We start from the raw sequence: 25,215 nt of genomic DNA, 5'->3' as shown, positions 1-25,215 counted from the left end.
ATTAAATAGACGCAAAGATGAAGTATATCGTTTTAGGCTTGGGACATTTTGGTCGTTCATTGGGTATACACCTTACCGAGTTGGGCCATGAGGTCATAGGAGCTGATTTGAAAATACAGATTGTCGAACAGTTGAAAGATAAGATTACCCACACGGTTTGTCTAGATACCACTGACCGAGAAGCGGTCTCTTCTCTTCCTCTTAAAGATAGTGATGCTGTAATTGTGGCAATTGGCGAGGACGAAGGGGCTTCCTTGCTCACGACAGCATTAGTAAAGCAGCTCGGTGTGAAACGAATTATTGGGCGTGTCGTCTCCGCTTTACAGAAGACCGTTTTGGAGGCTATGCAGATCGATGAGTATATTATGCCAGAGGAAGAGGCAGCAGAGCGGTTAGCTATGCGATTGGACAATATCGATATTGTTGATTCCTTTAAAGTGTCGGATAGATATAGTATTATAGAGACGAGAGTGCCTTCTAAATATGTAGGGATGACTTTGCGAGAAGCTGATTTGACCAATAAATACCGCGTCATAGTCTTAACGACTGTTACGGTGACAGATGGAGTCGATAAAGGAAAAAGTATTCAAAATAAAGAAGCTTCTGGCATTGCGAAGTCTGATACGATGCTCCGCGAGAATGATTTATTGGTGCTCTTTGGAGAGCTGTCCGATATCAAAAAGCTTATTGAGAAGGCGAACTAACAGCGGAGTTTAAAAGTTTTCTCTTGACCTCATTGGCTTTCTTCTTTGCGAAATCGTTCGATCGTGCGGATGAATCCGATTAAAATCATTTTACATGCACTGTAATTATATTGCATATAAAAATGAATTTATGTAGGTTTGAGCTTTAAATAAAAGGCATAACCTCTAACTTATTCATGAATACATGGTGAGCTTTTGAGTACGCTTACAATGGGTTCATTACCTTTAAAAGAAAAAATATTTGATGAAATGTCCAGGATTGCAAAGCTCATAACCAAGGGAAAGAATCTGGATATTCCATTATGGCCATTAAAGAACAAATTATTTACAGATGAAAAATTGGTTTAAAGAGAATTCTTCGCATTTGATTGTTACTGCGATATTCTTTGTGTTAGTGTTTTTTTACTTCTCTCCAGTGTGGCAGGGAAAAGCATTGTCGCAACATGACGTCATGCAGGCTATGGGAAGCCAAAAGGAGCTTTTCGATTATAAAGCCCAGGATGGTCATGCTCCACAATGGACCAATTCGATGTTTGGGGGAATGCCAACCTATCAGATTTGGTATGAACACACGACCAATGTGACGACTTATCTCAGCCGCGTTATAAAGACTGTTTTCCCTTCTCCTGCGGATGTGGTGTTGATCTATCTTTTAGGAAGCTATTTTCTGTTATGTGTTCTCCGTATTAAGCCCTGGCTGGCTGCAGTAGGAGCTATTGCTATCACCTTTTCATCGTACAACTTCATCTATATTGAAGCCGGACATGTCAACAAGGCTTACGCCATTGCTTACTTGGCACCGATTATAGGAGCTGTTCTACTCTGTTATCGAGGTAGTAAGCTCTGGGGACCTATTTTGTTGGCCGTTTTCCTTGCGCTGGAAATCCGTACCAATCACGTGCAGATGACCTATTATCTGTTTATTGCGCTGTTGGTTTTCGTTGGATTTGAATTGTATTACGCAATTCGAGACAAAAAGGTCCCTGCTTTTGCTAAAGCTACCGGACTACAATTAGGAGCTATGGCTATTGCGGTTGCGGTTAATGCTACTGTATTATTTCCTACTTACGAGTATAGCAAGCTGACAACCCGTGGAAAAGCAAATATAGTCAAGGTGGAAGAAGGCGGTAAAAGTGGAGGGTTAGACAAGGAATATGCTTATGCTTGGAGTCAAGGTGTGGGAGAGAATATTACCTTTTTGATACCCAACGCCTATGGGGGCAAGACGCAAGGTGTTTTGGGAGCCGACTCTCATGTTGTAAAGTTTTTTGTCGGATTGGGAGCTCCCCAAAGTCAAGCCCTACAGATGGCACAGAGCCTGCCCACGTATTGGGGGGAGAAAAGCTTTACTTCTGGACCTTGGTATTTTGGAGCTGGCATTATCTTTTTATTTGTCTTAGGTATTTTCGTGGTTAAGGATCGACTGAAATGGTGGATACTTTCTGCTATAGGACTTACTATACTTTTATCATTTGGTCGACACTTTCCTTTCGTATCAGATTTGTTCTTCGACTACTTCCCGATGTATAATAAGTTTAGGGCAGTAGAGTCTATTCTGATTATCCCATCTATATTGATCCCATTATTAGCGGTAATGGCTGTCAATGAGTTAATAAATAGGGGGAGTGAGATTGTTCAGTTGGATAAAAAAGTGCTCTATAGTTTCGGTATCGTTGCAGCTATTTGTTTAGTGGTGGCTTTGATGCCTAATATTTTAGCTTTTAAAACATCCACACATCAGGAATTTATCAGTATGTTGACGCAGAATTTTGGAGATGCTAACCTTGCTAATCAACTTTCGGCCGAATTGATTAAGGACCGTGCAGATCTTGCATCAGCAGATGCTTGGCGTTCTCTAGGTATCGTACTTGTTGTTTTCGCCCTGACTTGGTTTTTTGTCAAAAAGAAGCTGTCGGCAAATGTCCTTGTAATAGGGGTCGGACTTATTACTTTATTGGACCTGTGGACGGTAGACAAGCGCTATTTGAATAATGATACTTTTGTTAGCGAAAGCATGACGAAAAATCCTATTCAAGAGCGTGAGGTTGATCAGTTGATCCGTATGGACAAAGATCCGCACTATCGTGTACTTGACCTGACAACAAATCCGTTCTCTGATGCTAAAGCATCTTATTTCCATAAAAGTCTGGGTGGGTATCATGCGGCTAAGTTGATGCGCTTCCAAGAACTGTTGGAGCACCAATTTAACGGAGCTATCAATGAGGATGTTTTAGATATGTTCAATGTTCGCTATGTCATCACGCGTGATCAGGACAATGGGGCAGAGCGCATTCAGAGGAGATCCACCGCCACTGGAAACGTGTGGTTTGTCGATAAGGTGACTTTTGTTAAAGATAATGCACAGGAGATGCAGGCTATTAGCAGTTTCGATCCTGCTAAAGAGGCTTTTGTACATGAAGAATTTAAAGGAAAACTTGATGCCAATCGATTGGGGCGTCCTAATAATGCAGAAATTAAGTTGACATCCTATCATCCTGATAAGATGGAGTACGAATATACAGCACCTAATGATGTGTTTGCTGTTTTCTCTGAAGTGTACTATGACAAAGGTTGGAAAGCGTATGTCGACGGAGAAGAAGTTCCGATTATAAGAGCCGATTATATTTTAAGAGGTTTACAGTTGCCTGGTGGGAATCACAAAATAGAATTTGTTTTTGATCCACAGACCATGAAAGTTTCTAATATTGTTTCACTAATAGGTTCCATTATTTTGGTTCTTGGTCTAGTTGGAGTTATAGTGGTATCGAGAAAAAAGAAGAAAGTTGCCTAGTGGCAAGTAAATTCAAAAAGCAAAAAGGGCTACTTAATTTTTAAGTAGCCTTTTTTATAGTGCTAATTTGAGTTGAGGGTCTGTGACACGAAAGGTCCGACGATGATGTATGGTCGGTCCATACTCCAATACCGCTTTTCGGTGTACTATAGTAGGGTATCCTTTGTTGGATCGCCACTCATATTGAGGAAACTCGTCAGCGATGTTGTCCATGTACTCATCACGGTATGTTTTAGCGAGTATTGAGGCTGCCGCGATGGAGAGGTATTTGCCATCTCCCTTTACAATGCACGTATGAGGTACTTCTTGATAGGGGATGAATTTATTGCCATCGATAATTAAAAATTCTGCTGTTACACTTAAGGCGTCTAACGCAAGGTGCATCGCTTTATACGAAGCGTTATGGATGTTGATTTTATCTATTTCCTGTGGGGTCACGCTACATACGGCAAAGGCTAATGCTTCTTTTTCTATTATAGGGCGAAGTTCGTTTCTCTTTTTCTCGGAGAGCTTTTTGGAGTCATTTAGAATAGGATTGTAGTAATCCTTGGGAAAGATCACTGCTGCGGCAAATACGGGGCCTGCCAAGCATCCGCGACCAGCCTCATCGCAGCCGGCCTCTATGAGATCATTTTGAAATTGGGATAAAAGCATATTTTAATTAGGTGTGTAACTTATCTGTGATATCGCTATGTTAACACTTATTTACACAACTTCTTCATTTTTTTGTAAAGATATTGACAATTTAAAGAAACTTTTGTATCTCTTTGTGTTGTAAAAGTAAACATAAATTGCTGATGAATAAATTTAATATCCTTTTTCTAATCTGTTTGTGCCCATTCGTGTTAGTGGCACAAAAAAAGAAAAAACAAGACTATACCATCCAAAAGGTTGACAAAATAGCTTTGGACGGATCTCTGACCGAATGGAAAGACAAATTGTATAATCCAGAGAGTGAGTTTTGGTCTTTTGGTGTCGGTACAGATGGAGTCAAGTTATATGTTGCGGTGCGTATTAAAGATGATATGTTGCAACGAGAGGCATTGCGTAACGGGATATTTGTAAATGTCAGCTATAACGAGAAGAAGAAAGAGGGGGCAAAGCTTCTTTTTCCATTTGTGGATAGGGAACGGCTGCGGGCATTAGGTCAGGATGAAGACCTGAATGTGCATAATATAAAAAACGAGTTACTGAATAGTGTTCGAGGGTACCAGATTTCAGGGTTTAGTAGGGTTGTTGATGGGCTTTTGTCGTTCGACAATACTTATGGTATCCATGCCGTAGCTCATTTTGATGATAAAAATGAATTAGTGTATGAATCCGAAATACCATTGGATTTAATACATTTTAAAAGTGATAAAATTGCGGTCCAACTAGGGATTAACACACAGTTTTTTCAGATGAAAAAGTTGGTGGATTCGCGAAATAGACCAAGCAATGTACAGATTTATGGGGCAAGTCCAACAGGGCCTGTGATCAAAAACTCGTACAAAGAGGAGACCATGATCTGGCTCCTGGGTAATATAAAATAGAGAGAGAATAAACATATGGATTTTTTAAAGGCAAGGATCGTGGCACTGATCCTATTCGTTAGTTTTTCAGTTCAGGCGCAATCTAATAAGGTGGTGCAGGGATTTCTTAGAGATTCGTTGTCAAGGCCTGTGGCAGGAGCATCGGTGCATTATATTGCAGGAACAGATACGCTAAAGACCAGCTCTTCGGTTGGTGGGATCTATACCTTTAATAATCTGAAGGATCAATCTTTCAAGATTAAAGTTTCCAGTTTGGGCTTTGAGCCGTTTGAGAAAAACTACACATTTACTCCTGTTGAGGATAATAGGATGTTAGTACCTAACATTATCCTCGTAGGTATTCCCAATATGTTGGAAGAGGTCGTTATCAACGGTGTTGTTACGATTCAGGTCAAAGGGGATACCGTAGAGTATTCGACTAAGGATTTAAAATTGCGAGAAGGATCTGTTGCAGAAGATGCCCTAAAGAAATTGCAGGGAGTAGAGGTGGATAAAGATGGAAATGTGACTGCTCAGGGTGAGCAGGTAACTCGTGTCCGTATTAACGGAAAGGATTTTTTTGGAGGTGATGTTAAAACAGCAACGCAGAATCTTCCTGCTAATATCATCGAAAAGATGCAGATTGTGGATGACTTTGGAGACATGGCCAATCTCACGGGTAATAAATCTGGAGAATCTACAAAGGTGTTGAATATACAGATAGACCCAAAGTATAATGAAGGTTATGCAACTACTTTACGCGTTGGAGGTGGTACCGAAGAGCGTTACCAGACCACAGGTATGTTTATGGGCTTTAAAGACAAATCCCAAGTGTCTGTATTGGGCAATTTAAATAATATGAATGCCAATCTCTTTGATTTTAATGCTATGGGTGGAGGGGCTAGAGGGCGACAAGGAGGCGGTGGCGGACGAGGCCCTGGTGGTATGTTTGGTGGCTCGGAAGGTATTACCAATACGGGCTCGATTGGTGTGAATATTCGCCATGATTTTTCTGATAAATTGAAAGTGTATGGTAGTTATTCTTATGGACGGGATGACAATAGCACATTGACGAACTCCTTTTCAGAATATATAGGTCAGCAATTGACGGAAGAATCTGAAAAAAACAACAATAGTGTACGAGCGAATCATCGCTTTGAGGGTAATTTAGAGTGGAATATTTCAGACAAAGATTATATTAAGTTTACTCCTCAGATTGGATTCAATGACAATACAACGGACAATTTTTCAGCCTCAAAATTTCTTTCCTCTGGAGTTTTTGATAATCTTCAAGAGCTAAATAATGGATCGACGGCGACTGCTCCCAGGTATAATTTCTCAGGCTTGTATAATCACAAGTTTGATAAAAAGGGACGGAATATATTCTTCAATTTCAACTACGATAATTCTGTTACAGAGAATGAGTATAACCAAGTTTTGGAGCGCTGGCTCACAGATCCAGGAAATGCCGATCGACCAGCAGCAGAAATATACGAAAAGACCTATCGTGAAGTGGAGAATAAAAGTTGGAATGCAGGAGCTTCGGTTTCTTATATCGAGCCTCTTTCCGAAAAAAGCAAGTTGGAGTTTACTTATGATTTTAATACTAATGATTATGACAATCACAATCAGCAAGATTTAGTAGAGTCTAGAGGTAGTACAGGAACCAATGTTCTGAATTATAAGTATGATTACGACTATGCGTTTACCACACATCGATTGGGGACGAGTTTTATGTTTGATAATGATAAGGTGAAATATTCTCTTGGGGCTGCGGTTCAACCATCCACGTTGAAAGGGGACGCATTTAGTGTAGCCGAATCGGCAACAATCAACCGGAAGAACTTCAATATTATTCCGATTGCTCGGTTTGAGTACAAGTTTTCTAGGCAGTCCAATGTAACCTTCCAGTATTCTGGACAGTCCTCGGAGCCGTCGGTATCCCAGATTCTTCCATTTCCTGAGTCCACTAGTGAAACGATGACGACTATTGGAAACCCTGACCTAGATCCTGAATTTAGACACTCTGCAAGGATGCGTTTCCGCACTGGAGATTTTCAGAAAGGAAAGAGCTTCTTTGCGATGCTTAGAGCCGAGTTAACAACAGATAAGATTGTGTCTATGAACAGAAGATATCTGAGTTCAGGGCTGGGTAATGTTAACGAGGTTGGCTATAAAAATGAATCTGATCCCGTTTATTCCATTAATTCCTTTTATCACTGGGGCAGATCGCTAAAGGAGAAAACGTATAACATTATGTACGGAGGGGGAGTCGGCTTTACGAAGAACATTTCCTATATCAACAAAGAAGAAACTGGAGGTGTATTTGATAAAAATGTTACAAATAATACCAATATCTTCCAAATGCTGTTTTTTAGATATAATCCATCAGAAAACCTAGAAATTAACCCTGGGGTGAGATATACTTACAACATTACCAAATCGACACTTCCAGATTTTAATTCGCAGCCCAATACGACGAAGATAGCACCTTCTTTAATCGGGTCTGTGAATATTACTCCGACTACGATTTTTGGGGCAGACCTTTCCAAAGAGTTTAATAGTGGATATCGTGATAATGTCAACCCATTTATTATCAATAGTTATATTGAGCAGAAATTTATGAAAGGACAGCGAGGAACCATTCGCTTTCAGGGATTTGATTTGCTAAATCAACAGACCAATATTAATCGTACAGTGGATGATATTCTGACAGATAGCCGTACCAATCGCTTAGCGCGTTACTTTATGCTGACTTTCACATTCAAACTACAGAAATTTTCTGGTGTGAATCCGATGGAAGGCAATAGTGGCTCACATGGAGGGATGCGACCACCAAGGATGTAGAAGTGCTTCGAAACATTACAAAACAGGCGCTCTGATCCACACGATGGGCTTCTGTGATCCGTACATACACAAATGGCGTTCAAGTATTCTGGAGCGCCTTTTGTGTTTTTAATTATGTAACTTTGCATTCATTATTTAAAAAATCCATCTGAATGAAGGAGTACAATCTTATCCAATTGGATAACGGTATACGTGTATTATTACATTTTCAAAAGTCAGTTATTACCCATAGCTGTATTCTCGTAAATACCGGATCTAGAAATGAGCAAGAGGGTAAGTTTGGGATGGCTCATTTTATTGAACACCTTGTTTTTAAGCGTACTGAAAAACGGTCGACCAATCAGATTCTCAATCGTCTGGAACACGTTGGAGGCGATCTGAATGCTTATACGACCAAAGAGTACACCTGCTTGCACGCTTCGTTCCTTAATCCTTATCTAGAACGGGCATTAGATCTTTTTGAAGACGTTTTATTCCACTCGACCTTTCCTGAGGCAGAAATTGAGAAAGAAAGAGGGGTTGTTTTGGATGAGATTGCCTCTTACCTGGATAGTCCCGAAGAGTCTATAATGGATGATTTTGAAGATCTTTTGTTTCAGGGGTCTGGGTTGGGACATAATATATTAGGTTTAGAAGAAGATTTAAAAACCATCACGAAGTCGGATATTCTTCGCTTTATGCAAGAGACTTATGATACATCTGAGATGGTTATCGCTATCTCGGGAGACTATTCTTTAAACCAGGTTAAGCGATTGGCAGAGCGTATTTTTGGAAAAATAAAGCCAAACTTGTTGGAAGTAGCTACACAGGTGGTGCCTGCTGTGACCGAGATTAATCAGGTTGTCGAAAAGCCGATCAATCAAGCGCATTATATGCTGGGAGGCCAGACCTTTGGTGTTTATGATGAACGGAAGACAGCGCTTCTTTTGCTTAACAATATGCTTGGAGGATACGGTATGAGCTCCATACTTAATCTAGGTATTCGCGAAAAATATGGTATTGCTTATACTATCGAGTCCAATTTTACGATGTATAAAGATACGGGAAGTATTAGTATTTATTTGGGAACCGATGAGGAGAAGTTGAACAAGGCTGTTTCATTGGTGTTTAAGGAACTAGGAAAGTTGAAAAGCACGCCGATTTCCGAATATCAGCTCACGCGGGCAAAGCAGAAGTTTAAAGGACAGATCGCTTTGGCTGAAGAAAATAGAATGAGCATGGTTATTGCCGAGGCCAAAAATATTATTGATTATGGTCGTGTTATTTCTTTGGATGACGTGTTGAACAGCATCGATAGGGTCACTACAGCGGATCTCTTCGAGTTGTCAAATATTTTCTTCGATGATAAGCATTTGGTTTCTTTAAAATTTATGCCCGAAAAGTAACTATCTTTAATCATATCAACAGGTCTGTCATTTGACGGATCACAAGATCGACATCAAATACTCATAAATAATTATACATAATATGAACACAGCTTATATTTTTCCTGGTCAGGGAGCCCAATTTGTTGGAATGGGACAAGATCTTTATAACCTGAATGCGGAAACAAAAGCACTGTTTGAGCAGGCAAACGATATTTTGGGCTTTCGTATTACGGACATTATGTTCTCCGGTACAGATGAAGACCTTAAACAGACGAAAGTAACACAGCCAGCGATATTTTTGCACTCTGTAATTCTAGCAAAGGCATTAGGCGATAGTTTTAAACCAGCGATGGTAGCAGGACACTCTTTAGGTGAGTTTTCGGCATTGGTTGCTGCAGGAGCTTTATCGTTTGAGGATGGTTTAAAGCTGGTGGCACAACGAGCAAACGCGATGCAAAAAGCTTGTGAAGTCGAGCCATCCACTATGGCTGCAATTCTTGGCCTGGATGATGAGACCGTCGAGCGAATCTGTGCGCAGGTAGAAGATGTTGTTGTCCCCGCTAACTACAATTGTCCTGGGCAGTTGGTGATTTCAGGATCAATTGCTGGAATAGACAAGGCTTGTGCCTTATTGACCGAAGCTGGAGCAAAACGCGCATTGAAACTCAATGTGGGCGGAGCTTTTCACTCTCCATTGATGGAGCCCGCAAAGTTAGAGTTGCAGGCTGCTATTGAGGCTACGGTTATTAACGCTCCAACTTGTCCAATTTATCAGAATGTAGATGCCAAGCCATATACAGATCCTGCCAAGATCAAAGAAAATCTAATTGCTCAATTAACAGGAGCCGTGAGATGGACACAGACTGTCCAGCATATGCTGGCCGATGGTGCTGAGGCATTCGTAGAAGTTGGACCAGGAAATGTCTTACAAGGGCTTGTGAAAAAGGTCGATAGACAGGTGCAAACTTCATCTGCGGTTATCAATGACTAGTGGCAAGTAATTGGTGAAAAGTTTAGGCAGATTTAATCATTAACTCTGTTCTTTGAACATGTAGTAGTGATCCTTTACGACTTGACTTATAAAATCCTCTGGGTGTATAGTTGCTTTTATACCCAGTAGGATTTCCACTTTGGCAGCTAAAGCCTGGATAATAATATAATTTTTTCTGCGATATCCGGTATGGTATATTTCTTTAATCTCGTTGATATCCCGATCGGTCAGTTTGATTACTTCAGGATATACGATAGCGTGGGTAGCCGTAATTTCTTCAAATAGTGTTTCTTTTAAGCCAATATCCTCTTTAATATTGATGACGGCTGTTTCAGCGGCAATATCTCCAATACGCTGACTTTTTTGTGTTAGGATGATACTCGTGAGTCCTAAACCTCCCATACTCATGAATATGTCGATTGCATTACAGACCCAACGTATAAAATATTGATAGAAAGTAGCACGAGTGCCATCGATCTTAACAACTTTTATTTTCATAATCCGTTTTCCGATAGTCTGTCCCTCCATTAGCGTTTCCAGTAGGAGCGGGTACAGAAATATAGGCAAGGTAGCAAAGGAAGTGACTCCCCAACTAAGCCAAGGATCCGCCGAGTTGAATACGCCCGTTTTGGAAAGAAGTGTGATCGTAAAGATTGCATAGAGTATCATAATTCCATAATCTAGGCCAAACGCAATACAGCGTGAACCGACAGACGCGAGCTTATACTCGAAATTTACGTTTTGGGGAGTATTGATTAATAATCTGTTCATAGCGACATGAAGTTACGGAGTTATAAAGTTACTCGGTTATATAGGGTGATTTATTTTGTGTCATTACAAGATTTTGACAGATTAATTTTTTTTAGTGTTCGAGAATACCAAGCATTTTATCTAAGTTTATAGCGAGCTGTAATCTTAAGTTTATGCGAGAAGCATCCTTTATAGAACGAAATAAAGAAAAATGGTTGTCAATAGAAAATAATTTGACGAATAAAGGTGATGTCAATCCCGATACGTTAGCGTCTAACTATATCGAACTGACGAATGATCTGGCATATGCGCAGACCTTTTATCCCCAAAGTAAGACCAGGCAATATCTCAATGAGCTTTCTGTTCGTGCGCATCAACTGATCTACAAGGATCAAAAGTCATCGAATAATAAAGTATCCCATTTTTTTAAGGTTGAAGTATTCGAAGCTATTTGGTCTATTCGGCGGCCTTTATTGTATTCTCTCTTGATTTTTATATTTGCCAGTCTCATTGGTTTTGTTTCTGCTCAATATGACGAAGGGTTTGTCCGTCTTATCTTAGGAGATCACTATGTCAATATGACGATCGAAAATATTAAAGCCGGCAATCCTGCCGGTGTCTACCAGGATGGAAGCAACTGGGGGGGAGCACTGGCTATAACCATTAATAATGTGAAAGTAGCCTTTTATGCTTTTATATTCGGAGCCTTTTTTAGTTTGGGTGCAGGCTATATTCTATTCAGCAATGGAATTATGGTAGGAACCTTTCATTATCTGTTTCACAAGTACGATGTATTACAGGAGGCGGTATCCGCAATATGGATACACGGTACAATAGAGCTTTCTGTCATCGTCATTGCAGGAGGTTGCGGTCTAGCTATGGGCAATAGCATCCTATTTCCTAAATCCTATAGTCGATTGGATTCTTTCAAAGCTGTGACAAAGCAGGCTGCAAAAGTTCTGATCAGTACGGTGCCCTTTTTCATTATCGCAGGTACATTGGAGGGGTTCGTGACCCGTTATTACCAAGTTTCTATTTGGCTATGTGCATGTATTATCTTGGTTTCGGCGATTGCTATTATTTATTGTTACATCATTAGACCGCGACAACTAGCACTTAGGTATAAATGGAGTTAAGCGAATTCGAATTTAAGCGAGAGCGCAAGGTTGGAGAGTTTGTACAGGACTTTATCAATTTGCTCAAAATCATCTGGGGGCATATGACACGGGAGTTACTTCGTCTGTTGGTAGGGCCTTTGTGTATGATGATGCTTGTCGGTTATTACATTTCAACCCAATTAAATTTAAATGTCGATTACAGTTCTGGCGAAATTGTAGACATGTTGGTTATTTTTGGTTTTGCCGGACTTTTTATGTTGCTGATCGGAGTGCTGGCATTTGGATTTACCATCGAGTATTTTATCCTTCTGAGAAATAGGCGGGATCTCCTGTTTTCCTATAAAGACATATGGCGATCATTTATAGATCAGCGTAACAAGTATATACGTTTTTTACTGGCGAGCATCGTGGTTGGGGTGATTCTCTTTATTCCAATTGGATTTGCAATATTTATTTCAGCGTTGATACCTCTTGTTGGGTCGATTGCTGTAGGAATAGTTTTCTCCATATTAGGATTGTGGTTTTTTACAGCTTTTATGTTATACAGAGAGAATTACTATGACTTATTCGATACTTATACGTCAGCTTTTTCACTGCTGAAGGAAAAGATAGGCGAATATGGATTGGCTTCTTATGTGGTTACCTTCTTGTTTCGGTCACTGATCACTTTGACGAGTGTAGTCCCCTTTATCATCATAGGTTTAGTTGCTTATAATTATGTAGGTTTCAACAATGATTTTTTTGAAACCTATATCGGAAAGATATTAGTAACCTTTGGGAGTACAGTGTTGACTGTGTTTTTTATTATATACTACATGTTGTCGGTAATCAGTTATGGCATTATCTATGAAACAGCCAAGGAGCTTCGTTTCGGAGAAGATGTTTTTGACAGAATCCACAGGATAGGAAGGAGGGATAATGTCTAGTAATCTACGAGAGGTATTTACTGATACGGTTGTTATTGCAGCTGATGCGCCTAGCTACGAATATTGGAAATCGGGCTACTATGACTCTATTCCAAAGGCCAAGATGATAGCTTTGGATACGATCTCTTCCTTTGACGCTATGTTGGCTCGGTATCAAAGCAAAGAGTTTGAATATGCAGAGAGTATTTCAGACAAGTTGAGTTTTTTTGACAAGTTATTTGACCAGATAGAAGCTTTTTTCTCGAGCTTGTTTCCTGCTCCAAAAACCGATTTTAATGAAGGGATTTTTAATATCCTAGCGATAGTAGGTGGCATCATCTTTGTTTTTTTGGTCTACAAATTTATTATGTCTCGAAATCGAGTTTATATACATCACCAAGTTGAAGAGGAAGAAGTGCAACAGGTAGACTTTGTAGAAAGAAACCTCATGCAGATAGATGTAGACGCTTATCTGTCAGTGGCATTGGAGCAAAAGAATTATGCATTGGCTATCCGCTATCTGCATCTGATGAATATTCAGCTCTTGGGCCGAAAAGGAATTGTAGAGTGGAATCAATCCAAGACGAATGGTGAACTGATGGAAGAAGTTGAGAATGCCGAGCTAAAGAATGATTTTCTAGATTGTGCTTCGTTATTTGATTATGTATGGTTTGGAGGTTTTGAAGTTACGGAGAGCTCCTATGCTAAGTATGAAGAACGTTTTGTCCAATTTCAAAGGAGGTGGTCTTGAAAAAAAGTATATGGATAGGATTTTTGTTGGTGCTGAGTGTTGCTATTGGCATTGCGCTGATAGATGCCGGAGCAAAGCGTCCTATAAATTGGACGAAGACTTATAACTTCAGGGATAAGATACCCTACGGCTTATTTGTTTTTCGCAATGAGGTGCCGCATATATTGGGAGCTGACCGTGTATATGCAGATTTCGGAGAGACTATATACGAATTGGTGGACCGTCTAGATAGCGTTAAAGGTTACGAAACGGCACTCCTAGACGTATACCAACAAGTTAGTTATAGTGATTCCGATGCTAAGAAAATATTGGATTTTGTGGATCGAGGAGGCGAGGTATTTATAGCTTCTACCTATATTGGTAAGCAATTATTGGATACGCTAGGGATAAAAGCAGAGTCTTTACAGTATAAACTGTTTGTACCTACGGACAAAAACGTCAGCTATTCCTTGGGACAGGATACAGCGCGACTTCATTTGGATAGGATAAATGATTTCAATGTATTCTCTAAGCTTAATGCAAGGACCTGCACGATTCTGGGACAGTTACATGCGAGAGGGCGAGCCATCCCCAATTTCATACGTGTGTCTCATGGAGAAGGAAGTCTATATTTGCATTTGCTCCCCGAAGTGTTTACGAATTATCACCTATTACAGCAAGATGGATATGAATACGTGGCAAGAGCTCTAGAACAGATTAAAAGCAAGAAGATATTGTTTTCTGACTATTATTTCAAATCTGGGGAATCAGCTACGCCTTTACGTGTTATTTTGACAAGTCCGGGTTTTAACCAAGCGTGGTATTTGTTGTTGTTTGGTCTGTTTGTTTTGCTTGTGTTTAAAAGTAAGCGGGAGCAACGCGCAGTAAAAATTGTACGACCTGAGCCTAATCTTTCCAAAGAGTTTGCAAAGACTATCGGTACGTTGTATTATGAAAATGGAGATCCTGGAAATATTGTCCATAAAAAGATTGATTATTTTCTTTATGCCATAAGACACAGTTACCATTTGGAAACGATGGATCTTTTAGATCGTAAATTTCTGCGGCAGCTATCGCTTAAATCTGCAGTGAATTTAGAGGAGACCACCGCATTATTCTCTTTTCTTCATAGGTGTCGCGAACAGCATAGTTTTTCCATAGAAGATGTTAGAGATGTTAATAGAAAAATAGAAGAATTTAAAAGTAAAGCCAATTTGATATGAGCGAACAAGATCATGTAACAAACCGTTATTTGCCGGATTTCGAAAATCGGATTGATTTGTCTGCCCTACAGCAGCAGTTAGATGCCGTAAGACAGGAAATTAAGAAAGTTATCGTCGGACAAGACCGTGTGATTAATATGTTATTGATATCGATTCTTGCGGACGGACATTCATTGATCGAAGGTCTTCCTGGGGTTGCCAAAACATTAACCGCTAAACTTATTGCGAAGACAATAGCTAGCGATTTTAAGCGGATTCAGTTTACACCAGACTTAATGCCTTCGGATGTGACAGGTTCTTCTATTCTGGATTTGAAGACCAATGAGTTTGAGTTTAGAAAAGGACCTATATTCGGGAATATTATTTTAATCGATGAGATTAATCGGGCTCCCGCAAAAACACAGGCGTCCTTGTTTGAATGTATGAGTGAAGAGCAGGTAACTGTTGATGGTCACACGTACAAAATGACCAGCCCGTTTATTGTATTTGCTACACAAAACCCCATTGAGCACGAAGGTACGTATCGGTTGCCCGAAGCTCAGTTGGATCGCTTTTTATTTAAGATTGATGTTCATTATCCCGAATTTGAGCAAGAGTTGAATATCTTAAAGGAACATCACTTGCAACGGGACGGCAATAAGGAGGATCTTGTCCAGACGGTATTGTCTAAAGAAGAAATAGTTGATTTTCAGAAACTGGTGAAGTTGGTGTATGTCCATGATGACGTGTTGCAGTATATGGCACAGATCGTGGTGCAGACACGCAGTAATCCCAATTTGAGTTTAGGCGCATCACCTAGGGCGACCATAGCTTTATTAGAAGCTTCAAAAGCATCTGCTGCTTTGCAAGGTAGGGACTTTGTGACACCAGAGGATGTGAAATATGTGGCGCCAGCAATCTTAGGCCATCGTGTGCAGCTGACCCCGGAAAAAGAAATGGAAGGATTTTCTGCCGATTATATTATTCGCCAATTGGTAGAGTCTGTAGAAATTCCGCGATAATGAACTGGATAAAACGGTTATATGTTAAGAACCTGTTTTTCTTTCTGCTCTTAGGATTAGCAGGAGGCTTTGCGTTGTCGTTTTACGTGGAACCTTTACGTATCTTATGTACCGTTCTTTTGTGGGTGTTATTGCTTGTATGCGTTTGGGACTTGTTATTTCTGTTTTTGCCCAAAAAGCCTATTTCCATCGAGCGTAGGTATCCCGAAAAAATGTCTAATGGGGATATCAATACATTTTCCCTGCTTGTTGCCAGTCGTTATATTATCGGGATGAAAGCCCGAGTATTAGAAGAGATGCCGGTGCAATTGCAGATGCGACAGAATGAGTTTTTATTGCGATTGGTGCCTCATAAAGAACATCTCATCGATTTTGAACTAAGTCCTAAAAGCCGAGGTATATATTCTTTTGGAAAGTGTAATGTGCTGGTCAGTCATCTGGGGCTTTTTGAGCGAAAATTTGTGTTGGAAGGTATGCTTGATGTTCCCTGTTATCCGTCATTTATACAAATGCACAAATACCAACTGTTGGCTACGACGGATAGGCTCGTAGAGATGGGAGTTAAGCGGATCCGTCGAATAGGAACTACGATGGAGTTTGACCATATACGGGAGTATGTAAAAGGGGACGAATATCGACACATGAATTGGAAAGCTTCTGCCAAGCATAATAAGCTGATGATAAACCAGTATCAAGAAGAAAAATCCCAACCGATTTATTCCTTTATTGACTTGGGGCGTGTCATGCGTATGCCTTTTCAGGAAATGACCTTATTGGATTATGCCATCAATGCCACTCTGGTCCTTTCCAGTGCGGCGATACTCAAACAGGATAAGGCAGGGATGTTAACCTTCTCCAAAGAAGTAGGTAACCATATTCCTGCGGAGAAGAACAATAAGCAGATGAAGCTGATCTCTGACAAGTTGTATGGTATCACCACAAAGTTTGAAGAGTCCGAGTTTGGCGGTTTGTATGCCTTTGCTAGAAAACATATCAATAAGCGTTCGCTTATTTTTATTTACACCAATTTCGAAACGCTAGAGGCGATGGATAGGCAGCTGCCTTATTTACGGATGTTGAACAAAAGCCATATCGTGGTGGTGGTTGTCTTTAAGAATACGGAGCTGCTGGAAATGGCTCGGGACGAGGCTGTCAAAACAATTGATATCTACAATAAGATTATAGCTGAGAAGTTTGTCTATGAGAAAAACCTGATTATTCAAGAGCTCGCCCGTAATGGATTGCAGACGATATATACTGCACCTGAGGATTTGAGCATCAATGCGATTAATAAGTATCTAGAGGTTAAAGCAAGAGGTTTGATATAAGCTACGTTTTGGTGACGTTCTAGTGCCGAGAACTTCAGTATAGATATAGTATCGCTGTAGTTGAGATCCTATTAAGAAGGTGACTGTGTGCGACCTGCTTGCTAGATTGGAGCGAATTGGTGCCGGGGACTACTCGCTGCCAACACGGAGAGGACTCGGACTCAACATGGATTCAAGGGCCTTTTTGTATGTCTCATCTCTTAGATAGCTGTACTTGTTTACAAGGTTTACACTATCAAAGATACGGATGGCGAAAAAAAACAGCACTCAATTTTTCGAGTGCTGTTTTGTATGCTTACAGTTTAAATTCCGAAAGCCGTTTTGACTTTATCCACGTAGTCAAGTTTTTCCCAAGTAAACAGCTCTACTTCCACCGTTTTGGTTTCGCCATTAGAACTTTCAAATGTTTTCGTGACGGTCTTTGGTGTCCGTCCCATATGTCCATAAGCTGCAGTTTCGGAATATATAGGATTGCGCAGCCCCAGGCGTGTTTCGATACCGTATGGTGTCATGTCGAAAATTTCAGAAATTTTCGTTGCAATTTCAGAATCTGAGAATTTCACCTTACTTGTTCCGTATGTATTTACGTAGATTCCCATAGGATCTTTTACACCGATAGCGTACGAAATCTGAACTAGTATTTCGTCTGCAACACCAGCAGCTACTAGGTTTTTGGCAATATGCCGTGTTGCATAGGCCGCCGAACGGTCTACTTTTGAAGGATCTTTTCCTGAAAAAGCTCCACCACCATGTGCTCCCTTACCACCATAGGTATCCACGATGATTTTACGCCCTGTCAATCCGGTATCTCCATGTGGACCACCGATTACAAACTTACCCGTAGGATTGACATGGAATTTTATATTATCGTTGAATAATGCTTGTAGCTCCGGTTTCAACTGTGCTTTGACCCGAGGAATCAAAATGTTTTTGATGTCTTCTGTAATTTTTGCAAGCATAGTATCTTCGTTGTCAAAATCATCATGCTGTGTAGAGATTACAATGGTGTCGATACGCAAGGGTTTATGGTCGTCGCTATATTCTAAGGTAACTTGCGATTTGGCGTCGGGGCGTAAATAAGAGATTTCTTTGTTTTCGCGACGTAAAGCGGCTAATTCATAAAGTAAGCGATGGGATAAATCCAGCGCTAATGGCATATAGTTATCGGTCTCATTGTTTGCATAACCAAACATGATCCCTTGATCTCCTGCGCCTTGTTCTTGCCTCGTTTTACGGTCTACTCCCTGATTGATATCAGCAGATTGCTCGTGAATGGCTGATAATACACCGCATGAGTTCGCTTCGAACATGTATGCCGATTTCGTATAGCCGATCTTTTCAATGACTGCTCGTGTTATTTTCTGAACATCCAAATATATCTTAGATTTCACTTCACCGGCTAATACGACTTGACCTGTAGTGACCAAAGTTTCGATAGCCACGCGGGCATCTTCGTCCCACGCTAGAAAGTTATCAATTAATGCATCAGATATTTGATCCGCAATTTTGTCTGGATGGCCTTCCGATACCGATTCGGATGTGAATAAATATGCCATATTACAATAGTTGTTTTTGTATAATATTACCTTGTGGGAACTGTATTGTACCTTAGTTAGAAAAAAGCAATACAGGTAGAAGTGAAAAACGAGTAAATGAATGGTTTTAGCACTTTTTTTCTGTGGTTGCAATCTCCCTTTTTACTGTTCAAGTAAAATGCAAATCAGTCCACCTTTTTTGACGGGACAAAGCTACAACTCTTTTATAACTATTAAAAGCTAATTTTAGTTATTCCAAGATTTGGACGATTATTAATTGCAATGTAATCTATATCTTTACAGACGTGACAGTATGCATTTTATGGAAGATCAAAAAAAGATACTTTTTGTGATAAACCCTATTTCGGGGGGGAAAAAGAAAACGGCCTTCAATAAGAAGGTTTTGGAAGTTCTTGATTTAAAGAAGTTTAATCCAACTTTTCAACAGACGACAAAGCCCAATCATGCTTATGAATTGGGTAAAAAGGCAATAGAAGACAAATACGATGCGGTCATTGCTGTGGGGGGGGATGGGACGATCAACGAATTGGGGGCAGCATTGGTAGGTTCAGGAATTCCTTTGGGAATTATTCCGGAGGGCTCTGGGAATGGTTTGGCGCTATACCTGGGGATTCCTATGAATGAGACTGCAGCTATTCGCCGGCTGAATCGATTCGAAACAACGGATGTCGATTGCGGGACGGTGAATGGTAAGCCTTTTTTCAATATTGCTGGGCTTGGGTTTGATGCTTCGGTGAGTGACCGCTTTGCTAATGACTCTATACGAGGTCCTATTGGGTATTTGAGATCTGTGATCAATGTATTGAGTAAATACAAGCCCTGCCATTATAGTTTGACAATCGACGGGAAAAAATACGAGCGTGAAGCATTTATGATATCTGTTGCAAACTCTCCTCAATATGGGAATAATGCCTATATCGCCCCTAATGCATCTGTCAACGATGGTGTGCTGGACGTATGTATCGTGCATAAGTTTCCTCTCTATATCCTGCCTATGATGGTATATCACCTTTTCAACCGCTCGGCAGACCAGTCTGAGTATGTTGAGATTATTCCGGGTAGAAATATATTGATTGAGCGCGATGATGCAGGACCAGTGCATGTGGATGGCGAACCATTAGCGCTCCCTGGCAATTTACAGATAGAAGTAAAACCGAGTTCATTGAAAATAATATGTTAATAAAGGAGGAGCAAGATCGCGAAGCTGTAAAACCACTTTTATAACTTCTATAACTTTTAAATAAAAATGTCAAAGCAAAAAAAACAGCGTTACGAAGGTATTGTCTATTCGACGGATAGCTCCTTTAGTTATGAGGAGGGTCTGAATTTAGAAACAGACACGCTACCGAATGAGAAGCAAAGGTTGAAGGTCCTTTTGGACCGTAAATCCCGTAAAGGGAAAGTCGTCACTGTTGTAGAAGGTTTTGTCGGGAAAGACAGCGATTTACAGGAACTCGCTAAATTGTTAAAGCAGAAATGTGGGGTGGGGGGATCTGCCAAAGAGGGCGAAATTTTGATACAAGGAGATTTTAAGCAGAAAGTTTTTGATATACTGATCTCTGGTGGCTATTCTGTCAAACAGGTTGGTGGGTAGGGCAATTTTTGCTTTATAAATGCGTTACTACAAGGAGCTTAGGAGCTTAAAATGCAGTAACACGCAAATATGTTGGAACAAGTAAAGTAAGTGATAGCTTACTTATTTTTTTCAGTTAACTATTTATTAATTTGCATATCAAAAAAAAAATAGTTTTTATTGCATAATATTCACAAGATGGAAACATTTAATTTATATGTGTATTGAGGATATGATTGCCGCTGATGCTCATCCGTCAAGCACATTAAAAAGAGTATAAAATTAAATGCTAAAAAATTTGACTTTTGTAACAAAATAGTATATTTGTTTTGACAGACGTCAAAATGAAGCGGCAAGTATTGCAGAAAATTGAATTAAACATAAATAATTAAACAACAGTAAAATCTAAAATTTAGTAAAAATGGCAAACGCACCAAAAACTACTAGCCCAGCAAAACAAGAGAGTGGCAATTCAGGTAACTTATTTGCGAGCTTATCTATCGTTATTTGTTTTATCATTGGTTATTTGATTTGGGAATATGTGATGGGTAATCCGTCAAACTTTATTGATGGAAAACAGGAAAATCAACCACTTCCAGGTAACTATGGTGGTATGGTTTATCATGCTGGTTATGTAGTTCCTGTTCTATTGGGATTATTTTTAATGGTATGGGTATTCGCTATTGAGCGTTTTATCGTTATCGGAAAAGCTTCAGGTACTGGTAATGTAGGTAACTTTGTAAGAAAAGTACAGTCCTTATTAAAAACAGGAAGTATCGATACAGCTATCGCAGAGTGTGACAAACAAAAAGGATCAGTTGCTAACGTGATCAAAGCAGGCTTGTTAAAATACAAAGATGTTGAAGCTAACCCAGGCTTGGATTCAGAAAAATCGGCTTTGGCTATCCAAAAAGAAATTGAAGAGACTACAGCATTAGAAATGCCTATGTTGGAGAAAAACTTAAACGTATTGGCTACGTTGGTTTCTATCGGTACATTGACTGGTCTATTGGGAACGGTAACAGGTATGATCAAGGCCTTCTCGGCGTTGGCAACAGGTGGTGCTCCGGATTCAGCTAAATTAGCAAACGGTATTTCCGAGGCCCTTATCAATACAGCTACAGGTATCGCTACATCTACATTTGCGATTGTAATGTACAACATCTTGACTGCAAAAATCGACAAATTAACTTACTCTATCGACGAGGCTGGTTTCTCTATCGTACAAACGTACGCGGCTAACCACAAATAAGATGCTTTGAGTAAATTTCAATTTTTTTATGGAAATTGAAATATGTAAGCATCATTAAGTAAAGAAGAGTTGTTAATTAAAAAAGATTAAAGAAAATGGGTAAAGCAAAAGTAAAAAGAGCCAGTACATCGATCGATATGACGGCGATGTGTGACGTATCTTTCTTGCTTCTTACGTTCTTCGTTCTTACAGCAACCGCAAGACAACAAGAGTCACTGATAGTTGACGCACCACACTCGTATTCGGAAGCAAAATTGCCTGATGGAAACGTAGCGATGATCACAGTAGGTGATGAAGGGAAAGTCTTCTTTCATATGTCAGACCAAAACGTACGCGTACAAGCGTTACAGCAAATGGGTGCGTTGTATGGCATTGAATTTACACCAGAGGAATACGGTAAATTCAAATCGATGGAAGATTTTGGGGTGTCAATGAAAACAATGAAAACATTGTTGGCTGCAGAATCAGGCGATAGAACGGCAGATAAGCAAAAAGGTATCCCTGTAGATTCGACGACAAATGCATCAAATGAATTGTCATCATGGGTAAAACAGGCTAGATTGGCATCAGCAAAAATATTGAGAGATAAAGCTATTGAAAGTGGTGGCGATCCGGATGATATTGAGCTAATGACCGTAGCAATCAAGGCAGATGCTGATGAGAAGTTTCCTAGTTTGAATTTAATAATTGAAACATTACGTAATCAGAAGCAAAACAAGTTCAGTTTCGTAACTGGTCTTAAAGCTGATTAAATAGAATAGAAACAAATGGCAGAATTAAATCAAGACTCTGGTAAGAAAAGTAAAAAAGGGAGAACCAAGAAAGATGGTGGTAAGGTCGATCTTACAGCCATGGTTGACTTGGCGTTCTTACTGATTACGTTCTTTATGTTGACCACTTCCTTGAATAAGCCTCAAGCGATGGATGTCGCTATGCCTGATAAAAATGTCGAGACCGATAAACAGACAGATGTAGATGTGGATGAGCATCGTAGTGTGACTTTAGTATTGGGTTCTGATGACAAGCTTATCTGGTATCAGGGTGATGTCAAAAAGCCGCTTCAAGGACCGACAGTTGTTGATTATAGTAAAGATGGTCTACGTGCCGTACTTATTAAGATGAAACAAACAGTTCCTCAGCAGGCAGGTGGTAAAGATATGATTGTAGTGATACGTCCTAGTGAAAAATCAGTAACTAGAAATATCGTAGATGCGTTGGACGAGATGAAGATCGTAGATGTTAAACGTTATATGATATCTAACCGTATCATGAACGATGAAGTTGAGCTATTGAAAAAAGATAACTTATATAACGACTAGTCGCCACATATAGTTATCATAAAACAGAATTAATATGTTTGAAAAATTAAATATATTTAGAAAGGAGTGGCTTGATGTTGTCTTCGAGAACAGGAACAAGGCCTACGGAGCTTACGAGCTTCGTAAGCTGGGACCGAAAGCGACCAACACCGCGTTACTGATTGTAACGGCAGTTGTTGCTGTTTTCAGTATTCCTTCGGCAATGAATCTAAAGCTTTTCTCGGGTAAGGAGGCTCCTAAAGAGGAAATTGCTTTTACGGAAGAAGTTACTTTAGAGGATTTGGCAGAGAAACTTCCTGAAGAAGAAGAAAAGCCACCTGTGCAAGAGGAAGCTCCTAAAATTGCGGAATCTAAACCAGCATTGGATGTCGTAGCTCTACCTGAGATTAAGCCTGTTCCTAAAGAGAAGGCTGTACAGGAGGAAGTAGCAACTGCAGAGGAAGCTACAGATAAGAAAAAACTTATCGGCCCTGTTGCAATGAAAGGCATGAAGGGTGGAAGTATTACGACAGAAGGTAAATGGGGTACTAAAGATGTAGCTGGTTCAGCTACAGGTAGTACTAAAGGTGTAGAAGGTGGAACAGGTACGGGTGAAGAGATTTTCGAGTCCGTAGAGATCCAACCAGAGCCACCTGGTGGTATGGCTGCATTCCGTAGGTGGATTGGAGACAACTATCAGTATCCTTCAGGGGCAATTGATGCAGGCGTAAAAGGGACTGTTCAAGTTTCATTCGTTGTGGAGAAAGACGGCTCTTTGACAGATATAAAAGTAGTGCGTGACTTGTCCTATGGCACAGGAGATGCGGCTAAGAAATTGTTGGCCAAAGCGAAGAAGTGGAGTCCAGGTATTCAGAACGGACGCCCCGTACGTGTTGCTTATACATTGCCTATTCGTTTGGACTTAACAAATATGTAATGCCTGTGAACAACAACTCACGAAACAATAAATTTAGACAGAAATCGCCGACACAGCGATTTCTGTCCATTTTAGGCCTATGTATGTTTCTCTTTTACTTTATTTTGGGCCTATTAATTATCTTTTGGAAGGAGTTTCCATTAGAAATCGACAAGACGTATAAAAATATGTTTGGCGGCTTACTTATCGTGTATTCTTTTATGCGGTTTGCTAGACTCTGGCAAAACAATTTTTTGCGTTAAAAAAATCATCAAATGATTAATCGTTCTGTTAATCTTTGAATCTTATTGAAGTACTCATAGGCAGTAAAGTGCAAAAATTTGTGCGTATTCCATCCCGACGAACCGGGGCGAGATACTGGTAGAAAAAATCAAATCGATCCGCCAGATGACGGATCATGAAATAATTATACACATATGAATATACGACTGTTTTTTTGTTCAGTGTTGATAAGCGTGACCGTTCTTGGTTTGACAGGCTGCTCTAATGCTAAAAAGGAGAAGAAAGACGATATTCTGACGGGAGTCTTGCAAGTTGCTGTCGACGAGACTGTCTTGCCTTTATTTTTGGAGCAGAAAGAAGTTTTTGAGAGTTCGTACTATAATGCTAAGATTGAAGAGCATGCCAATCCTGAAGTGCAAGTGGTTAACAGTCTTCTGAACGGAGATGTGGCGTTTGCGGTATTGACCAGGCAGCTGACAGAAGAGGAGCAGAACGGGTTTAAAGCGAGGTCTCTTACACCTAGAATTTATAGCGTTGCTTATGATGGCATTATTTTGGTAGGGAATATAGCGGATGTGGATACGAGCGTTAATGTGTCTGACATTCTAGAACTGATGAAGGGTAATAATGTAAAGGATTATTCGCTGGTTTTTGATAACCTAAACTCGAGTATCTTTCGTTATTTTAAAGAATTAGGAAAGATGGAAAAGGCAGCTAACACCTATGTAGAAGCAAGAGCAGGCGCTGAGGCAGTTCTGAAAGAGATAGCCGAAAATAAAGGAAAAGTAGGTTTGATTAGTTACAATCAATTTTTATCTTTAAAAAGTTCTTTTTCAGAAAAAGATAAAATTCGTATCTTGAGCGTAGTTAACGAAGAGTCGGGCGAGAGGAAATTTATCAAGCCTTCTCAAACGAGTTTAGCTACAGGGGAATACCCTTTGAAGCGAGAGATTTTCGTCTTGAACTACCAGCCAAATATGGGGTTGGGAGTCGGTTTTTCAGCTTTTATGACTGGGGATAGAGGGCAACGTATAGTTTTGAAATCGGGATTGTTACCCTATACCATGCCAGGTAGGGAGATAATAGTTAGAGATAAAATAAATTAGTAAAC

22 protein-coding genes are annotated in these 25,215 nt (G+C 40.0%); 19 read left to right on the top strand and 3 right to left on the bottom strand.

Annotated features, from left to right (window positions below; translation table 11 throughout):
• The first annotated feature begins 17 nt into the window (after positions 1-17).
• The gene (locus M472_RS23855; RefSeq protein ID WP_021068319.1) at positions 18-704 is read left to right on the top strand and encodes a potassium channel family protein; all 687 of its coding nucleotides are present in this window, start codon (positions 18-20) and stop codon (positions 702-704) included.
• A 331-nt stretch (positions 705-1,035) separates the two neighbouring features.
• Complete coding sequence (locus tag M472_RS23850) at positions 1,036-3,495, top strand: YfhO family protein (protein ID WP_021068317.1); 2,460 nt, start codon at positions 1,036-1,038, stop codon at positions 3,493-3,495.
• Positions 3,496-3,549: 54 nt separating this feature from the next.
• Here M472_RS23850 and M472_RS23845 read toward each other — a convergent pair whose 3' ends face one another.
• The gene (locus tag M472_RS23845; protein ID WP_021068316.1) at positions 3,550-4,149 is read right to left on the bottom strand and encodes a ribonuclease HII; all 600 of its coding nucleotides are present in this window, start codon (positions 4,147-4,149) and stop codon (positions 3,550-3,552) included.
• 143 nt (positions 4,150-4,292) lie between these two features.
• Here M472_RS23845 and M472_RS0122300 point away from each other — a divergent pair, with 143 nt between their 5' ends.
• The 4 genes from M472_RS0122300 to fabD all read left to right on the top strand — a co-directional run bounded on the left by M472_RS0122300 (position 4,293) and on the right by fabD (position 10,211).
• Positions 4,293-5,027, top strand: coding sequence for a hypothetical protein (locus M472_RS0122300; protein ID WP_021068315.1), 735 nt, complete (start codon positions 4,293-4,295; stop codon positions 5,025-5,027).
• 15 nt (positions 5,028-5,042) lie between these two features.
• Positions 5,043-7,853: an outer membrane beta-barrel protein gene (locus M472_RS23840; RefSeq protein WP_021068314.1), complete on the top strand. Its 2,811-nt coding sequence runs from the start codon at positions 5,043-5,045 to the stop codon at positions 7,851-7,853.
• A gap of 152 nt (positions 7,854-8,005) precedes the next feature.
• Positions 8,006-9,238 carry a M16 family metallopeptidase gene (locus M472_RS23835; RefSeq protein ID WP_021068313.1) on the top strand — a complete coding sequence of 411 codons (1,233 nt, stop codon included), beginning with the start codon at positions 8,006-8,008 and terminating at the stop codon, positions 9,236-9,238.
• 82 nt (positions 9,239-9,320) lie between these two features.
• A complete protein-coding gene (fabD, locus tag M472_RS23830) occupies positions 9,321-10,211 on the top strand; it encodes an ACP S-malonyltransferase (RefSeq protein WP_021068312.1) in 891 nt (296 codons plus the stop codon).
• Positions 10,212-10,250: 39 nt separating this feature from the next.
• Here the strand turns inward: fabD and M472_RS23825 are convergent, their stop codons facing one another.
• A complete protein-coding gene (locus M472_RS23825) occupies positions 10,251-10,982 on the bottom strand; it encodes an RDD family protein (RefSeq protein ID WP_021068311.1) in 732 nt (243 codons plus the stop codon).
• A 152-nt stretch (positions 10,983-11,134) separates the two neighbouring features.
• Between M472_RS23825 and M472_RS23820 the strand changes: the two genes are divergently transcribed.
• Genes M472_RS23820 through M472_RS23795 form a run of 6 tightly spaced genes read left to right on the top strand, consistent with a single transcriptional unit; the run spans position 11,135 to position 17,266 of the window.
• A complete protein-coding gene (locus M472_RS23820) occupies positions 11,135-12,097 on the top strand; it encodes a stage II sporulation protein M (protein WP_021068310.1) in 963 nt (320 codons plus the stop codon).
• Positions 12,088-13,005 (top strand): hypothetical protein, encoded by a 918-nt coding sequence (locus tag M472_RS23815; RefSeq protein WP_021068309.1) that lies wholly within the window; start codon positions 12,088-12,090, stop codon positions 13,003-13,005. Before M472_RS23820 ends, M472_RS23815 begins: the two co-directional genes overlap by 10 nt.
• Positions 12,998-13,735 (top strand): DUF4129 domain-containing protein, encoded by a 738-nt coding sequence (locus M472_RS23810; protein ID WP_021068308.1) that lies wholly within the window; start codon positions 12,998-13,000, stop codon positions 13,733-13,735. Before M472_RS23815 ends, M472_RS23810 begins: the two co-directional genes overlap by 8 nt.
• Positions 13,732-14,937 carry a DUF4350 domain-containing protein gene (locus M472_RS23805; RefSeq protein ID WP_021068307.1) on the top strand — a complete coding sequence of 402 codons (1,206 nt, stop codon included), beginning with the start codon at positions 13,732-13,734 and terminating at the stop codon, positions 14,935-14,937. Before M472_RS23810 ends, M472_RS23805 begins: the two co-directional genes overlap by 4 nt.
• Complete coding sequence (locus M472_RS23800; RefSeq protein ID WP_021068306.1) at positions 14,934-15,938, top strand: AAA family ATPase; 1,005 nt, start codon at positions 14,934-14,936, stop codon at positions 15,936-15,938. Before M472_RS23805 ends, M472_RS23800 begins: the two co-directional genes overlap by 4 nt.
• Complete coding sequence (locus M472_RS23795) at positions 15,938-17,266, top strand: DUF58 domain-containing protein (RefSeq protein ID WP_021068305.1); 1,329 nt, start codon at positions 15,938-15,940, stop codon at positions 17,264-17,266. The genes M472_RS23800 and M472_RS23795 overlap by 1 nt, the downstream gene beginning before the upstream one ends.
• A 302-nt stretch (positions 17,267-17,568) precedes the next feature.
• Here the strand turns inward: M472_RS23795 and metK are convergent, their stop codons facing one another.
• Positions 17,569-18,822: a methionine adenosyltransferase gene (metK, locus tag M472_RS23790; protein WP_021068304.1), complete on the bottom strand. Its 1,254-nt coding sequence runs from the start codon at positions 18,820-18,822 to the stop codon at positions 17,569-17,571.
• A gap of 301 nt (positions 18,823-19,123) precedes the next feature.
• Here metK and M472_RS23785 point away from each other — a divergent pair, with 301 nt between their 5' ends.
• The 7 genes from M472_RS23785 to M472_RS23750 all read left to right on the top strand — a co-directional run bounded on the left by M472_RS23785 (position 19,124) and on the right by M472_RS23750 (position 25,210).
• Complete coding sequence (locus M472_RS23785) at positions 19,124-20,002, top strand: diacylglycerol/lipid kinase family protein (RefSeq protein ID WP_021068303.1); 879 nt, start codon at positions 19,124-19,126, stop codon at positions 20,000-20,002.
• A gap of 66 nt (positions 20,003-20,068) precedes the next feature.
• A complete protein-coding gene (locus M472_RS23780; RefSeq protein ID WP_021068302.1) occupies positions 20,069-20,416 on the top strand; it encodes a translation initiation factor in 348 nt (115 codons plus the stop codon).
• 400 nt (positions 20,417-20,816) lie between these two features.
• A complete protein-coding gene (locus M472_RS23775) occupies positions 20,817-21,647 on the top strand; it encodes a MotA/TolQ/ExbB proton channel family protein (protein WP_021068301.1) in 831 nt (276 codons plus the stop codon).
• A 95-nt stretch (positions 21,648-21,742) separates the two neighbouring features.
• The gene (locus M472_RS23770; RefSeq protein ID WP_021068300.1) at positions 21,743-22,399 is read left to right on the top strand and encodes an ExbD/TolR family protein; all 657 of its coding nucleotides are present in this window, start codon (positions 21,743-21,745) and stop codon (positions 22,397-22,399) included.
• A gap of 15 nt (positions 22,400-22,414) precedes the next feature.
• Positions 22,415-22,966, top strand: coding sequence for an ExbD/TolR family protein (locus M472_RS23765; protein WP_021068299.1), 552 nt, complete (start codon positions 22,415-22,417; stop codon positions 22,964-22,966).
• Positions 22,967-23,000: 34 nt separating this feature from the next.
• A complete protein-coding gene (locus M472_RS23760; RefSeq protein WP_021068298.1) occupies positions 23,001-23,882 on the top strand; it encodes an energy transducer TonB in 882 nt (293 codons plus the stop codon).
• Between the two features lie 416 nt (positions 23,883-24,298).
• Positions 24,299-25,210, top strand: coding sequence for a PstS family phosphate ABC transporter substrate-binding protein (locus M472_RS23750; RefSeq protein WP_022829230.1), 912 nt, complete (start codon positions 24,299-24,301; stop codon positions 25,208-25,210).
• Positions 25,211-25,215 lie beyond the last annotated feature (5 nt).

The sequence above is a fragment of the Sphingobacterium paucimobilis HER1398 genome (assembly GCF_000416985.1).
Taxonomy (GTDB): domain Bacteria; phylum Bacteroidota; class Bacteroidia; order Sphingobacteriales; family Sphingobacteriaceae; genus Sphingobacterium; species Sphingobacterium paucimobilis.
This window is presented reverse-complemented; position numbering and strand designations above follow the sequence as displayed.

Coding starts and splice junctions, on each gene's coding strand:
- M472_RS23825 (WP_021068311.1), bottom strand. CDS start 10,982: ATGAACAGATTATTAATCAATACTCCCCAAAACGTAAATTTCGAGTAT.
- M472_RS23845 (WP_021068316.1), bottom strand. CDS start 4,149: ATGCTTTTATCCCAATTTCAAAATGATCTCATAGAGGCCGGCTGCGAT.
- M472_RS23765 (WP_021068299.1), top strand. CDS start 22,415: ATGGCAGAATTAAATCAAGACTCTGGTAAGAAAAGTAAAAAAGGGAGA.
- M472_RS23775 (WP_021068301.1), top strand. CDS start 20,817: ATGGCAAACGCACCAAAAACTACTAGCCCAGCAAAACAAGAGAGTGGC.
- M472_RS23785 (WP_021068303.1), top strand. CDS start 19,124: ATGGAAGATCAAAAAAAGATACTTTTTGTGATAAACCCTATTTCGGGG.
- M472_RS23840 (WP_021068314.1), top strand. CDS start 5,043: ATGGATTTTTTAAAGGCAAGGATCGTGGCACTGATCCTATTCGTTAGT.
- M472_RS23835 (WP_021068313.1), top strand. CDS start 8,006: ATGAAGGAGTACAATCTTATCCAATTGGATAACGGTATACGTGTATTA.
- M472_RS23815 (WP_021068309.1), top strand. CDS start 12,088: ATGGAGTTAAGCGAATTCGAATTTAAGCGAGAGCGCAAGGTTGGAGAG.
- M472_RS23780 (WP_021068302.1), top strand. CDS start 20,069: ATGTCAAAGCAAAAAAAACAGCGTTACGAAGGTATTGTCTATTCGACG.
- M472_RS23770 (WP_021068300.1), top strand. CDS start 21,743: ATGGGTAAAGCAAAAGTAAAAAGAGCCAGTACATCGATCGATATGACG.
- M472_RS23855 (WP_021068319.1), top strand. CDS start 18: ATGAAGTATATCGTTTTAGGCTTGGGACATTTTGGTCGTTCATTGGGT.
- M472_RS0122300 (WP_021068315.1), top strand. CDS start 4,293: ATGAATAAATTTAATATCCTTTTTCTAATCTGTTTGTGCCCATTCGTG.
- M472_RS23795 (WP_021068305.1), top strand. CDS start 15,938: ATGAACTGGATAAAACGGTTATATGTTAAGAACCTGTTTTTCTTTCTG.
- M472_RS23850 (WP_021068317.1), top strand. CDS start 1,036: ATGAAAAATTGGTTTAAAGAGAATTCTTCGCATTTGATTGTTACTGCG.
- M472_RS23820 (WP_021068310.1), top strand. CDS start 11,135: ATGCGAGAAGCATCCTTTATAGAACGAAATAAAGAAAAATGGTTGTCA.
- metK (WP_021068304.1), bottom strand. CDS start 18,822: ATGGCATATTTATTCACATCCGAATCGGTATCGGAAGGCCATCCAGAC.
- fabD (WP_021068312.1), top strand. CDS start 9,321: ATGAACACAGCTTATATTTTTCCTGGTCAGGGAGCCCAATTTGTTGGA.
- M472_RS23750 (WP_022829230.1), top strand. CDS start 24,299: ATGAATATACGACTGTTTTTTTGTTCAGTGTTGATAAGCGTGACCGTT.
- M472_RS23800 (WP_021068306.1), top strand. CDS start 14,934: ATGAGCGAACAAGATCATGTAACAAACCGTTATTTGCCGGATTTCGAA.
- M472_RS23810 (WP_021068308.1), top strand. CDS start 12,998: ATGTCTAGTAATCTACGAGAGGTATTTACTGATACGGTTGTTATTGCA.
- M472_RS23760 (WP_021068298.1), top strand. CDS start 23,001: ATGTTTGAAAAATTAAATATATTTAGAAAGGAGTGGCTTGATGTTGTC.